The organism is Gelatiniphilus marinus, from assembly GCF_042684345.1.
Taxonomy (GTDB): Bacteria; Bacteroidota; Bacteroidia; order Flavobacteriales; family Flavobacteriaceae; genus Gelatiniphilus; species Gelatiniphilus marinus.
This window is the reverse complement of sequence record NZ_JBHULK010000003.1, coordinates 393,279-407,353: the sequence shown is the minus strand read 5'-3', so window position 1 is coordinate 407,353 and position 14,075 is coordinate 393,279. Positions and strand designations below refer to the sequence as shown.

The 14,075-nt window shown below is 35.7% G+C and carries 13 protein-coding genes; 4 read left to right on the top strand and 9 right to left on the bottom strand.

The window, feature by feature from the left end; translation table 11 throughout:
• Positions 1–121: 121 nt before the first annotated feature.
• On the top strand, positions 122–985 hold the full coding sequence (locus tag ACFSQS_RS10640; RefSeq protein WP_388018259.1) for a toll/interleukin-1 receptor domain-containing protein: 864 nt from the start codon (positions 122–124) through the stop codon (positions 983–985).
• A 12-nt stretch (positions 986–997) separates the two neighbouring features.
• Positions 998–1,702, top strand: a complete 705-nt coding sequence (locus tag ACFSQS_RS10635; protein ID WP_388018256.1) for a hypothetical protein — start codon at positions 998–1,000, stop codon at positions 1,700–1,702.
• 37 nt (positions 1,703–1,739) lie between these two features.
• Here ACFSQS_RS10635 and ACFSQS_RS10630 read toward each other — a convergent pair whose 3' ends face one another.
• From ACFSQS_RS10630 to mazG, 7 genes are all read right to left on the bottom strand, one after another.
• Entirely contained in the window at positions 1,740–2,924 is a 1,185-nt protein-coding gene (locus ACFSQS_RS10630; RefSeq protein WP_388018308.1) for an asparagine synthetase B, read from the bottom strand.
• Between the two features lie 199 nt (positions 2,925–3,123).
• Positions 3,124–4,665, bottom strand: a complete 1,542-nt coding sequence (gene dnaB, locus ACFSQS_RS10625) for a replicative DNA helicase (protein WP_388018253.1) — start codon at positions 4,663–4,665, stop codon at positions 3,124–3,126.
• 169 nt (positions 4,666–4,834) lie between these two features.
• A complete protein-coding gene (locus ACFSQS_RS10620) occupies positions 4,835–5,788 on the bottom strand; it encodes an acetyl-CoA carboxylase carboxyltransferase subunit alpha (RefSeq protein ID WP_388018250.1) in 954 nt (317 codons plus the stop codon).
• 178 nt (positions 5,789–5,966) lie between these two features.
• The gene (locus ACFSQS_RS10615; RefSeq protein WP_388018247.1) at positions 5,967–6,851 is read right to left on the bottom strand and encodes a DMT family transporter; all 885 of its coding nucleotides are present in this window, start codon (positions 6,849–6,851) and stop codon (positions 5,967–5,969) included.
• Positions 6,838–7,914, bottom strand: a complete 1,077-nt coding sequence (locus ACFSQS_RS10610) for an LptF/LptG family permease (RefSeq protein WP_388018244.1) — start codon at positions 7,912–7,914, stop codon at positions 6,838–6,840. The genes ACFSQS_RS10615 and ACFSQS_RS10610 overlap by 14 nt, the downstream gene beginning before the upstream one ends.
• A 105-nt stretch (positions 7,915–8,019) precedes the next feature.
• A complete protein-coding gene (gene tgt / locus ACFSQS_RS10605; RefSeq protein WP_388018241.1) occupies positions 8,020–9,150 on the bottom strand; it encodes a tRNA guanosine(34) transglycosylase Tgt in 1,131 nt (376 codons plus the stop codon).
• A 121-nt stretch (positions 9,151–9,271) separates the two neighbouring features.
• A complete protein-coding gene (gene mazG, locus ACFSQS_RS10600; RefSeq protein WP_388018238.1) occupies positions 9,272–10,045 on the bottom strand; it encodes a nucleoside triphosphate pyrophosphohydrolase in 774 nt (257 codons plus the stop codon).
• Between the two features lie 292 nt (positions 10,046–10,337).
• On the opposite strand from mazG, the gene ACFSQS_RS10595 reads away from it, so the two are divergent.
• A complete protein-coding gene (locus ACFSQS_RS10595; protein WP_388018235.1) occupies positions 10,338–10,670 on the top strand; it encodes a cupin domain-containing protein in 333 nt (110 codons plus the stop codon).
• A 228-nt stretch (positions 10,671–10,898) separates the two neighbouring features.
• On the top strand, positions 10,899–12,098 hold the full coding sequence (locus ACFSQS_RS10590; protein ID WP_388018232.1) for a PHP domain-containing protein: 1,200 nt from the start codon (positions 10,899–10,901) through the stop codon (positions 12,096–12,098).
• Positions 12,099–12,165: 67 nt separating this feature from the next.
• On the opposite strand, the gene ACFSQS_RS10585 is transcribed toward ACFSQS_RS10590, so the two are convergent.
• A complete protein-coding gene (locus ACFSQS_RS10585; RefSeq protein ID WP_388018229.1) occupies positions 12,166–12,768 on the bottom strand; it encodes a trimeric intracellular cation channel family protein in 603 nt (200 codons plus the stop codon).
• Between the two features lie 452 nt (positions 12,769–13,220).
• Positions 13,221–13,940 (bottom strand): RDD family protein, encoded by a 720-nt coding sequence (locus tag ACFSQS_RS10580; protein WP_388018226.1) that lies wholly within the window; start codon positions 13,938–13,940, stop codon positions 13,221–13,223.
• Positions 13,941–14,075 lie beyond the last annotated feature (135 nt).

Genomic DNA, 14,075 nt, shown 5'->3' with positions numbered 1-14,075 from the left:
GTATAAACAACTGGTTACCATTGTAATAAAGTGAATCCTTATTAAAAAACTAATAATCTAATCAAAAAATGACTATATTAACATCTCCTTAATTAATCCTAACCAACTAAAAACTAACAACATGAGTGCAGAAACTATTTTTGTAAGCTACTCAAGTAAAGATAGACCCTTCGCTATCGGACTTGTTAAAGAATTGCAAAGCTTGGGCGTAAACGTTTGGATAGACCAACTGGGTATAGGTCTCGGTGAAAACTGGGACGATGCCATCGAGGAAGCCTTAGAAAAATCAGGAACCTTAATGCTTATTTTATCACCAACATCGGTCGAGTCGCCCAATGTTCAAGACGAGGTTTCCATTGCCATTAATACCAAAAAGAAAATGGTCCCTATCCTAATTGAAGAATGTAAATTACCAATGCGCTGGCAACGTAGGCAATATGCAGATTTAACCAACAACCCGGATAAAGCGATACATGATATTTTGTCTTTTCTCGGGTTAAAAGAAAAAGCCTCGGCAAATCTTAAAAAAGTACTCAAACTTATTGGTGTGTCTGAAGCTCCTGCAAAAATTATTGCAAATACAACAGAAGAATCTACAGGAAAAGCCATTAAAACGGAGGTTGATCTTGAAGATTTATTAGTTTCAGAAGATGAAATAAATCGGGCCTGTAAAATGCACGAAAAAGGCATTAAGAAAAGCTGGAAGATGATAATTATTGTTGGAGTTTTAAGCCTTATTACATTTGCGTTTTTAAGCCTAACAGATTTTATTACAGTACCTTTTTGGATTGTCGCAATAGGAAGTTTGGCTTTAAATTTATTATCCATTAATCCCTTTGGAGCTATTAAAAAAAGAGAACGGAATATAGATTTAATGGAGCTATTAAAACTAAAACGAGAGCGTTTAACACGTGTTATGAATAAATTATCGGATACTGAAATTGAAAAGTTTAACACCGAGTTTTATAATTATATAAAAATTTAAATCACAAAAAGAATGAAACGTATCGATGATAAAATTAAGGAAATTGAAAAAAAGGATAAACGTAATCGTTTAGCTTATTACATAATTGTAGTAATTCTTATAGCTTTCTTTTTATTTGCAAATTTTATGGGCAAAAAAGTTACAGAATTAGAAATTAAACAATCTGAAACATATATTGAATTAGATTCAACTTATAAAAAACTAGACAATACTCACAAAGAGTTAGAATCCACATATTTAGCTTTAAAAAACAGCCTACAACCAGAACAATATTGGAATCATATTGAAAAGGCAAATTCTGTTGAAGACTATATAGAATACCTGACAAATATTTGGGGAATCAAACGTGATTCGCTTGATATGAATTCTGCCATATCTAATATTAAAAAATCAGGATCAATCGGTGAAACCGGATGGTTGTATGTTGGCAACGAAACCGAAAATGGCCCCTATACTCAACCAACCAAAGGTCAAATAGCGAAAATTATTTGGAGACGCGGAAAGGAAAAAGTGGACCAAATAGCTTCAATAGAGAATACAAAACCAAAAGAGAACGATATCATCAAGATGGTAAAATCTACTAACAGAATTACGTATAGTAGGGCTAATTTCAATTCCACAAAAAACAAAGAAGGTTGGCGACCAAGCTCAAAAGCCTTTGTTTCTGAAGTCAAAAAAAATGATGCCGAAGTTTGGGTGAAAATAAGGTATTACTAATAATGTTTTAACAGTAAAAAAATGGGGCAAGATTAAATTAAGTTTTCTGTTTTTTCTTTCTTGCCGCCGGAAACAGCACATTATTCAAAATCAATCGATACCCCGGTGAGGTTGGGTGCAAATCCAATTCGGTTTTTGGGTCGCCTACCCGGTGCTGGTAATCTTCGGGGTCGTGCCCGCCATAAAACGTAAAAAACCCTTTGCCTTTTATACCATGAATATATTTTGCCTCGCCATTGCTTTTGTTTTCGCCCATTACCAATACATTCGATTTTATTTCGTCTCTGGTAAAAGCCGTGGTTTGCCCCATAAAACCTTTTACCAAAGCGGTATGGTTTTGGCACAACATCGTTGGTATGGGATCCCATTTGGCCGAAAATTCCATCAGCGAAAAATAATCGGTTGTTTTAAGTATATTACGTTTCCTGGTCATATCTATCGAAGAAAACTCATAAACTTTAGGGTTGGTTTCCAGGGTAAAATTTGTAAAAGCAAAGGTTTTATTGTAATCTATTTTATTTTGGTAACCGGGTGTACTGCCATCACCATCAAACATGGGTTCGCAAATATCGATACCTTCGGCCGATAAAGCGATATCAAAACTATCGGTCGCGCTACACATGGCAAACATAAAACCGCCACCAATAACGTAATCCCTAATTTTCAAGGCCACATCAAGTTTAGCCTCAGCAACCTTATTGTAACCCAATTTTGCAGCCAAAGCTTCGGCATCCTTTTTTTCTTGAATATACCAATTTGCAGCTCTGTAAGCTCCGTAAAACTTACCAAACTGCCCCGTAAAATCTTCGTGGTGCAAGTGCAACCAATCGAACAGCAATAAACCATCGTTTAAAACCGCTTCGTCGTAAACGGTCTCATAAGGAATCTCTGCATATTGCAACACCATGGTTACGGCATCGTCCCAGGGTTGTTTGCCATAAGGCGTGTAAACGGCTATTTTAGGGGCTTTTTCTAAAACTACGGCTTCCATGTTTTTACTTGGGCTGCTAATATATTCTAAAATAGTTTCTGCTTTTGAATTGGAAATCACTTCAAACGAGACACCCCGTATTTGGCATTCTCGTTGAATTTCTTCGGTATCGGGTAATAAAAACGAACCGCCACGATAATTAAGCAGCCATTTTATTTTTAATTGTTTATTTAGCGTCCAATAGGTTATGCCATAAGCTTTTAAATGATTTTTTTGGCCCTCGGCATCCATAGGAATGAGGATGTAAGAGGCAAATGCTTGCGCAGAAAATAAAACTATAAATATAAATGAAGCTATCTTTTTCAATGTGAGACAATTGTTATGAGATTTCTCAGCCGTTCCTTCTTCGAAATGACAAAAACTCAATTATTTTTACCGAAAGATAATTAAAAATTGTGCCTTTGAAAATGATTTAACAGAAGATTAGTGCTTAAAAAGGCACATCAGTTTGGTCATCCTCATTAAACGAACTACCAAATGCTTGATCTGGGCTTGCTTTAAAATTATCGGTATTAAACGTGTCGTCGTTAGCCGCAGCATTCATTTTTGAATGAAACTCGAAAGGCGAATCAAAATCATCTAAATTATCGAATTTACCTAAATGGCCAATAAATTTTAATCGTATGTTCTCCAAACCACCATTACGGTGTTTTGCAACAATAAATTCGGCTTGCCCCTCGGTTGGCGAACGCTCATCATCATCCCACTCGTCAATTTTATAATATTCGGGCCTGTAAATAAACGATACAATATCGGCATCTTGCTCAATGGCACCCGATTCACGTAAATCCGATAGCAATGGCCGCTTGCTGCCACCACGGGTCTCTACGGCACGCGATAACTGCGACAAGGCTATTACGGGCACGTTAAGCTCTTTGGCCAAGGCTTTCAAGTTTCTTGAAATCATCGAGATTTCCTGTTCCCTATTTCCGCCATGGCTGCTGCCACCGGTCATTAATTGCAAGTAATCAATCATAATTAATTTTATACCGTGTTGCGATGATAAACGGCGTGCTTTGGCACGTAAATCGAAAATGGACAACGATGGGGTATCGTCTATAAAAAGCGGTGCTTTTTCCAAGCCTTTTACTTTTACGTTAAGCTGTTCCCACTCGTGCTTTTCCAGTTTTCCGGTTCGAAGTTTCTCTGAAGACAATCCTGTTTCACTAGAAATTAAACGGGTAATTAATTGTACCGAAGCCATTTCCAAAGAAAAGAAAGCAACAGGTATATTTTGATCAACGGCTATATTTCGAGCCATAGACAAGGTTAAGGCGGTTTTACCCATACCCGGACGTGCCGCCACAATAATTAAATCGGATGGTTGCCAACCCGATGTTAATTTATCGAGTTTGTTAAACCCGGTTGGAATACCGCTTAATCCTTCTTTATTCGAAATTTCTTCAATTTTCTTTTTGGCTTGAATAACTAAATCTTGTGCGGTTTCACTAGATTTTTTTATGTTGCCTTGGGTAACTTCGTATAGTTTAGCCTCGGCTTTATCCAATAAATCGAAAACATCTTTGGTTTCATCATAAGAATCTTCAATAATTTCGCTTGAGATTTTTATTAAACTGCGTTGTATGAATTTCTGTAATATGATGCGTGCATGAAACTCGATATGTGCTGAAGAGGATACTTTTTGAGTTAGGGAAATAAGGTAAAAATCGCCGCCAGACAATTCCAGCTTGGAATTTTTCTTTAACTGTGTTGATACGGTTAATAAATCGACTGGTTCGCTGTTTTCGAACAAATGAAAAATAGCTTCAAATATATGCTGATGCGCTTCTTTGTAAAAAGCTTCAGGGCTTAAAATATCGATAACCTCGTCAACTCCTTTTTTGTCAATCATCATCGCACCCAACACAACTTCTTCTAAATCAATGGCTTGTGGTGGTATCTTTCCTTTTTCAAGACTAATGATGGTGCTTTTATCTACTTTGTATCCTTGGATTTGGTTAGGCTGTTTCATGACTACGAAAGTAATTAAATTGTATGTGTTTTGCTATGAAAAACGAATCTTGATTGTTAACCTTTAGTTAACAATTTAACTGTTAATAACTTATAAATATTGTCGATAACCATAAAAAAAATCTGAAGTACGGGACTTCAGATTTTACTGTAATGCTAATTTAAAAGGCTTAGCCTTTGTAAACGCCCATTTGCATATATTTATCCATACGCTGGGACACAAGATCTATTGGTGATAAGTTTTTAAGCGATTCAAAAGTTTTTAAAATGGTACTGCTAACGGTTGAAAATGTTTTTTCCCTATCGCGATGTGCACCTCCAAGGGGCTCTTTAATAATTTCGTCCACTAGCTTTAATTTTTTCATATCGGTTGCCGTAAGTTTTAGGGCTTCTGCGGCTTGTTCTTTGTATTCCCAACTGCGCCAAAGTATAGACGAGCAGGATTCTGGAGAGATAACAGAATACCAGGTGTTTTCTAGCATTAAAACCTTATCTCCTACGCCAATACCTAATGCGCCTCCAGATGCGCCTTCTCCAACAACTATGGTAATAATGGGCACTTTTAAGCGTGTCATCTCTAAAATATTTCTTGCAATAGCTTCGCCTTGTCCGCGCTCTTCGGCTTCTAAACCGGGGTAAGCTCCGGGTGTATCTAAAAGGGTTACTACCGGAATTCCGAATTTTTCGGCAGATTTCATTAAGCGCAAGGCTTTGCGGTAACCTTCTGGGTTTGCCATTCCAAAATTACGGTACTGCCTGGTTTTTGTATTGTAGCCTTTTTGCTGGCCGATAAACATAAAGCTTTGATCGCCAATTTTACCCAATCCTCCAATCATGGCTTTATCGTCTTTAAAGCTTCTGTCGCCGTGGAGCTCTAAAAAGGTATTGCCGCAAATGGCGTTTATATAGTCCATGGTATAGGGCCTATTTGGGTGGCGCGATAATTGTACACGCTGCCATGGCGTTAGGTTTTTATAGATGTTTTTTTTTACTTCTGTAAGTTTTTTTTCTATTTGCGTGCAGGTTTCAGTAACATCAACTTCACTCTCTTCGCCAATTACCCTACATTTTAACAATTGGTCTTCTAGCTCTTTTATTGGTAATTCAAATTCTAGGTATTCCATAAGAATTTTGTATTTGGACTTTTAATCTTGGTTAGGTTGCAAAATTACATATTTTATTTTGTTTTAAAATTACAAACAAAACGAAATAACATTTTAATTTCAGGAAATCCTAATTATCAAAATGGTATGGTTTGAGTAAATATAAAACTTTAATTTTGTAATGCTGTTAAGAACGTTTTCATTTTAAAGTTCTTATGTTTTTTACTAGGCCATTTAGCATTACGGTTGCAATGATTACAAGGGCACCATAATAAAAATTTGATGTCATTTTTTCTTTTTCAGGAAAGAGCAGGAAAGCCATCAAAATTCCATAAATAGGTTCTAGATTATAGGTTAACACCACGGTATAAGGGCTAATGTGCTTCATAACATAAACCGAGGCAATAAAGGCATAGGCCGTACAAACGGATGCTAAAATAAAAAGATAGCCAAAATCTTGTACACTAAGCTTAAAGAAATCTGCCGAAAATCCTGGGCCAAAAAAGAACAGGTAAACAGATATAAATAACACACCACTTAAAAACTCGTAAAAAGAAATAACGGTTGCCGTATGTTGTTTTAAAAAACTACCGTTAAGTACGGCGAACAATGATGACAGGAATGCAGACGATATGCCCAGAACGATGCCAATTATATATTTAAATTCGCTTTGTGTTATTATAAAAACACCAATTATTACCATTATACCAAAAACAATTTCGTACCAAATTATAGAACGTTTATAGACTATGGGCTCTATAAAAGAGGCAAAAAAAACACCCGTTGAAAACATGGCCAGTGTTATTGATATGTTTGATGCATCAATAGCTGCGAAAAAAGTAATCCAATGCAATGCGATAATAACCCCAGCCACCGAGAGCTTTAAAATGGATTTTGGCGGTATGCTTAATTTTACTTTGGCTATTTTAACATACGCAAGCATTAAAATAGAGGCCATAACCATTCTAAACCAAACCAAAGGAATGGCGCTAATTGTAATAAACTCTCCTAAAATGGCTGTAAAACCTGCAATAAACACTAAAAAATGAAGGTGTAATTGGTTTTTGAGTTTAGCGTTTGGCATTACGTAAAAGATATAAAGCTAAAATACCGAAAATGACGTTAGGAAACCACACCGCAATAATTGGCGGGAAATTAGACTGTTCTGCCATAACACCAAATATTTTATCGAAAAATACAAAAACCATGGCAATACAAATGCCCACAGCTAAATTAACGCCCATGCCACCGCGCCTCTTTATAGACGAAACGGCAACTGCTATTATGGTTAAAATAAATACCGAAACGGGCAAGCTCCATTTTCTGTAAAGCACTAATTGATAGCGCCCTATATTTGAAGAGCCGCGTTTTTCCTCTTTGTCTATAAAATCTTTTAACTCGCTATAAGGCAGGGTTTCTGCGATGTAAATCTCTGGAGTTAAATCTTCAGTATCGAAAGGAAATACCGTGTCTTTTTTTGGTGCGCTTTCAATAATATCTTCAAATTCGCCAATAGTTCGTTTTACATAATTACGTAATTGATATGTGCTATCTTCTGGATTGTATTTTATGGTGCTGGCGTTTATTTTGTAAACAAGTTTGTTGTCTTTAATGTGCTCTAAGGTAAAAAAGTGCCCTTGTTTGTTTTTTAAATCGAAACTGTTTACGTAAATAAAATCGTTGTCGTTAATTTGCCTAAACACATCTCTGTTTTCGGCAACTTTTCTGCCTTTTTTTAAATATTTATAGCTAAAATCATTAAAGCCCTCGCTAGCTTTGGGCGCTAAATACAAGCCCAGTACCAGGGCTAAAACAGCGACAATAAATGCACCGATTAAATAGGGTTTTAAAAATCTTGAAAAGGATACGCCCGAGCTTAAAAAAGCAATGATTTCTGTATTGTTGGCCAGTTTTGAGGTAAACCAAATTACAGACAAGAATAAAAACAACGGAAATAATAAATGGGCGAAATAAATTGTGAAATCCAACAGGTACCACATAACCTCTGCAAAAGGCACTTCGTTTTCTAGTATTTTTCCTATTTTTTCGGCAAGATGTACTGTTATTCCTATGGGAATAAACAAGAGTAGCATCATAAAAAATGTAAATAAATAGCGCTTTAATATGTACCAGTCTAGTATTTTCAATTCAATTTCATATTTATTTTAAGAAAACAGAAAAGAGCTATTAGAAAAAGACTCGTAAATACTATCTATTTCTTCTCTGTTCTATCTTTTCTTCTTTAAAATCTTTTACAAACGATTATCCATTTGTTTTACCATGTTATCTTTCCAAACCCTAAAATCTCCTGCTAATATATGTTTTCTTGCTTCGCGAACCAACCATAAATAAAATCCTAAATTATGGATGGTCGCTATTTGTTTGCCCAACAATTCGTTTACGGTAAACAAATGCCTAAGGTAGGCTTTGGTGTATTGGGTATCTACAAATGTAATTCCCATCTTGTCTATGGGCGAAAAATCGTCTGCCCATTTTAAATTTTTAATGTTAATAGTACCATTTGCCGTAAACAACATGCCGTTTCTGGCATTACGTGTTGGCATTACGCAATCGAACATATCTACACCTAACGCAATATTTTCTAAAATATTGATTGGTGTCCCTACGCCCATTAAATAGCGTGGTTTATCTTCGGGTAGAATATGGGTTACAACCTCGGTCATGGCATACATTTCTTCGGCTGGCTCGCCCACCGATAATCCACCAATGGCATTGCCAACAGCTCCTGCATTGGCAATATATTCTGCCGATTGCTGGCGCAAGTCTTTATACGTACTGCCTTGTACTATTGGGAAAAAGGCTTGATTGTAACCGTATTTTAAAGGTGTTTTTTCTAAATGATTAATACAGCGGTCCAACCAACGATGCGTCATGTGCATGCTTCGTTTGGCATAATTGTAATCGCAGGGGTATGGTGTACACTCATCGAAAGCCATAATAATATCGGCACCAATGGTTCGTTGTATTTCCATTACGTTTTCTGGTGTGAATGTATGATAACTGCCATCAATATGAGATTTGAATTTTACACCTTCTTCTTTAATTTTTCTGTTTGCTGAAAGTGAATACACTTGATAGCCACCCGAATCGGTTAATATATTCCGGTCCCAATTCATAAACTTGTGCAATCCACCGGCTTTTTCGAGAATGTGGGTTTGCGGGCGTAAATACAAATGATAGGTGTTACCTAGTATAATATCTGGGTTTATATCGTCTTTAAGTTCGCGCTGGTGCACGCCTTTTACTGTAGCTACTGTACCAACAGGCATAAAAATAGGTGTTTCTATAACACCGTGATCTGTGGTTATTTTTCCGGCTCTGGCTTTACTTTTGGGGTCTTTCGTTTTTAAATCGAATGTCATATATCTAAAAATCTGTAGTCGGCAAACCTACATATTTTTTTTATTCTAATACCTGTCTCATCTTTAAATCGTGTTTGCCTTAACACTATTTTATGAGGTCTGGCGGTTTATAAAAATAAATTTACAGGCTTTTAGCTTCCTCCCAAAACTGGTCCATTTCGGCAAGCGTCATATCCTTTAGGGGTTTGTTTAAGCATTTAGCCTTGGCTTCAAGGTATTTAAATCGCTTTGAAAATTTTTTATTGGTGCGCTCCAAGGCATTTTCTGGGTTAATGTTTAAAAAGCGGGCGTAGTTTACCATTGCGAACAAAACATCGCCAAATTCGTTTTCCATGTTGTCTTGGTTGCCCAAGTTTACCTCGGTTTTAAACTCGTTTAATTCCTCTTCTACCTTTTCCCAAACTTGATTAGGCGCTTCCCAATCAAAACCTACTCCGGCTACTTTTTCTTGAATTCTATTGGCTTTTACCAATGCTGGCAGGCTTTTGGGCACGCCTTCTAAAACACTAGTTTTGCCTTCTTTAAGCTTTAGGTTTTCCCAATTGCGTTTTACATCGTTTTCGTTTTCAACCTTTAGGTCGCCGTAAATATGCGGATGCCTGTTTATCAATTTTTCGCAAATACTGTTGCAAACATCGGCAATATCAAAATGTTTGGTTTCGCTTCCTATTTTAGAATAAAACACAATGTGCAGCAATACATCGCCCAATTCCTTTTTAACTTCATTTAAGTCATTATCTAAAATGGCATCGCCCAATTCGTAGGTTTCTTCAATGGTAAGATGCCTTAGGGTTTCCATGGTTTGCTTTTTATCCCAGGGGCATTGCTCTCGCAATTCGTCCATAATGGTTAGCAACCTATCAAAGGCTTTTAGTTGTTTTGCTCTGCAATTCATTATTTAAATTTTTGTAAAAATACAATTTTGGTTATGCCGAAATAATAATGTACTAAAAAAACCAATTTATTTTTCATGCTTTATGGTTTTAAGACTCTAACTGCCATAATATTTTTTATACCATTTTAATCTACCAAATGTTAATTATACTATTTGGTTTATGGTTTGACTTAGTGCGAAAAAATAAATACTTTCGCCAAATACAATATTAGGGTGTTATTACAGCACTAGTTATTTTAAAACCCTACAGATAATATTTAAAAAAGAATTATAATTTTAAAAAAGATTTTTTATGCCAAATGAATTTGAAAAAGGAAAAATATTTTCTTACGATAAAAGTATTAGTTATGCCGAAAAAGCCGTTGTTAGCAAGCATATTTTAAAAAAAGAAACAGGAAATATTTCTTTATTTGCTTTTGATAAAAATGAAGGTTTAAGCGAACATACCGCACCTTTTGATGCTATTGCTTTTATAGTTGATGGTAAAGCCGATATAAAAATAGATGGGGTTTCCCACATTCTTGAAACAGGAGACAATATAATTATGCCAGCAAATATACCGCACTCGTTATTTGCCATAGAGAAATTTAAAATGGTACTAACTATGCTAAAAAATAAAAAGTAAAATTGATTACTTTTCATACTCCCTCCCGAGAGCTTTCGGGAAGGGATTCTCGGGAATGGCCCCAACGCTTCGGTAAAATTACCCCCCTGTAACACAGCCTCAAGACCTTCTTTTCGATTTAAATCTTTACTTAAATTTTAATTCAGGTAGCACTTACGCATTTTGTTAGCAAACGTTTAATTATTAATACATTATATTAGATGTATAGTTTTAATTAGCGTTAACACAATGGATACTTTAAAAATTTCAGTACTGGCAATTCTTATTTTGTTTTTTAGTTGCAGTAAAGGCAAACCATCAGTAGAAAAAAAATGGTATAAAGGTAATTTGCACACCCATTCTTATTGGAGTGATGGCGACGAATTCCCTGAAGTTATTATGCATTGGTATAAAAGTAACGGGTATCAATTTGTAGCTTTAACAGACCATAATACTTTGGCCAAGGGTGATAAATGGATAACTGTTCCTGAAGATTCCATCTATCAAAACGCATTTAAAAATTACCTAAAAACCTATGGTACAAATTGGGTAAATTATAAAATTGATTCGTTAAACAGAATCCAAGTTAAACTAAAAACTTACAACCAATACAAAACAAAATTTGAAGAGAATAATAAGTTTTTAATTCTACAAGCTGAAGAAATAACCGATAGCTACCAAGGCAAGCCCATTCACATAAACGCAACCAATATCGAGCACAAAATAAACCCGCAAGGTGGCCACAGCGTTTTAAATGTGATGCAAAACAACTTAGATGCCGTAGCTAAACAAAAAGAAGAATTAGGCAAACCAATAATAGCCCACATTAACCATGCAAATTTTGGCTACGCCATTGGTCTTGAAGATATGATAGCCTTAAAAAACGAACAGTTTTTCGAGGTTTACAACGGGCATCCTGCTGTTAATAATTCTGGAAATGATGAATATATATCCACTGAATTGATGTGGGATTACATTAACATTGCTTACATAGAAAACAATAAACCATTAATGTACGGACTTGCTACCGATGATTCGCACCATTACCACAGAAAAGGCAGCACATGGAGCAACGCTGGTAGAGGCTGGATTATGGTACAAACAGATATATTAAGCCCTAAATCTTTAATAAACGCGATGGAAACCGGACAGTTTTACGCCTCAACTGGCGTAGAATTAAAAGATCTTAGTTTTAAAAACAACACCCTTTCTGTTGAAGTTAAAGCAGATAAAAACACAACCTACAAAATAGCGTTTATTGGCTGCAAAAAAGGACAAGTAGAGCCCGAAGAACTTTTTTCTGTCGAGGGCAACAAAGCCAGTTTCGTACTAACAAAAAACTTGCTATACGCAAGATGCAAAATAACCTCTTCTAAATTACACAAAAACCCCATTGAAGATTTGCTGTTTGAAAACGCTTGGACCCAACCTTATACTTATACAGAATAAAAAACCATAAAGCCCTTGCTTTAAAGATTGTTAGGAAACGCTGTAAAAAAGCAACACAAAAATAAAACTACTCCCTATAAATTGTGGGTAAGGCTATTTTAAACTTTACAGCCAACAATCTCGTGGTTATTACCACCACACCGGCAACTACAAAGACAATATTGTCTTCAATTGGTAATTCGCTTAACAAAAAATATGTAACCCCACCAAGAATACAAGCTGTGGCATAAATTTCCTTTCTGAATATTACGGGTATTTCGTTACATAAAATATCTCTTATAACACCTCCAAAACATGCCGACATGGTACCCAAAGCTACACAAATTATAGGGTGCAATTCTGCATTTATACCTTTTTCTATACCTACCACAGTATAAAGCCCAATACCTATGGTATCAAACAAAAAAAGTGAGGTTCTTAAATAATTGATTTTGTTTCTAAAAACAATGGCAAATACCGAAGATGCTATAATGATGTAAGAATACGTCATGTCTTCCATCCAAAAAACCGGCGTGTTTCCTATAAGCAAATCGCGCAGCGTACCACCACCAACTGCGGTTACAAAAGCAATTATTAGGATGCCGAATAAGTCCATTTTTTTGCCCATCGCAACTAGTACGCCCGAAATGGCAAAGGCAATGGTGCCTAAAATATCTATGGTGTAAAACATGGTTTTTTGTTAATCATATTAATTTATACGATGGTGCGCGTTAGCGATTGAGGCATTTGATGAAGCTCTTTTTGTGTTGTTGCACCTATGCAACACAAAAAAGCGACTGCCGAAAGCGCGACCCTTGTGGTAACGCTATAATTATATTTTTTATAAGAATGATATCCCGAAACAATTTCGGGATGAGTGATTCACTCTCTTTTTTAAAGACCCTTCGATAAACTCAGGGTAAGCGATTCGCACACTTTTTCTGAAAAGGAAAAAGTAGCTCTTGAAAACCTTACCTTATTTAGAAAGACCCTTCGATAAACTCAGGGTAAGCGATTCGCACACTTTTTCTGAAAAGGAAAAAGTGGCTCTTGAAAACTTTACCTTATTCAGAAAGACCCTTCGATAAACTCAGGGTAAGCGATTCGCACACTTTTTCCGAAAAGGAAAAAGTGGCTCTCTGCTTACATATCTTGTGTATAAAAATTATAATCTTTTAAAATAGCATCGATAAAGTCTATATCTGTTTTTTGTTTTATGGTTTTAATTTCAACGACTTCAACTAATTTATTCCTCAACTTTATTAAGGTTTGATAATCTTTTGAGGCCCTCGCCACGGTAAAGGTATCTTTTATAATGCGCGCATCGTTATCGGATAATTTTATAACATTTGGGTATGTTGGCCTGTAATCGTCTTTTAAATTTTCTAAAATAGTATGACTGATATTTACTTTATCTTTTAAGGCAATTACTGCTGTTCCTGCTACCATATCGCCCAAGCGTTGTTGTTTTTTACTAAACATAATTACAAAAAAGCCCAAGCCGAAAATGTAAATATCTACAATTCTGAAAAACCACCGCACCACATAATCTGCCAGCGACGCTTGATAACCATCAATTTTAACCACCTTGATTTTTAAGGCACGTTTGCCAATGGTTTGCCCTTCTAAAAGCGATTCTAAGGCCAACGTGTAAAACATAACCGGAAAGCTCAATACCGTGTTAATGGCAATTTGAGACCACTGGTCCATGTTTTCGAAAGCACCAAAAGTCCAATTTAAAACCAATAAATAGCCGATTTTTATAGCGGTATCTATGATGAATGCCAACAAACGCTCCCCTGCTCCAACAGCAGTGAATTTTATTTTTACATTTTGGGTCGTGTTAATTTGTAACTCTGACATTTTATATTTTAATTTATCAAAAATACATGAATTTTTTAATTCGAAAATTTAAAAAATCGAATGAAAAAATTACATGGATTAACAAAGTTGGTTACTGAAGTGAAACTAAATTTTGTAATTTTTTAAATACAAAAT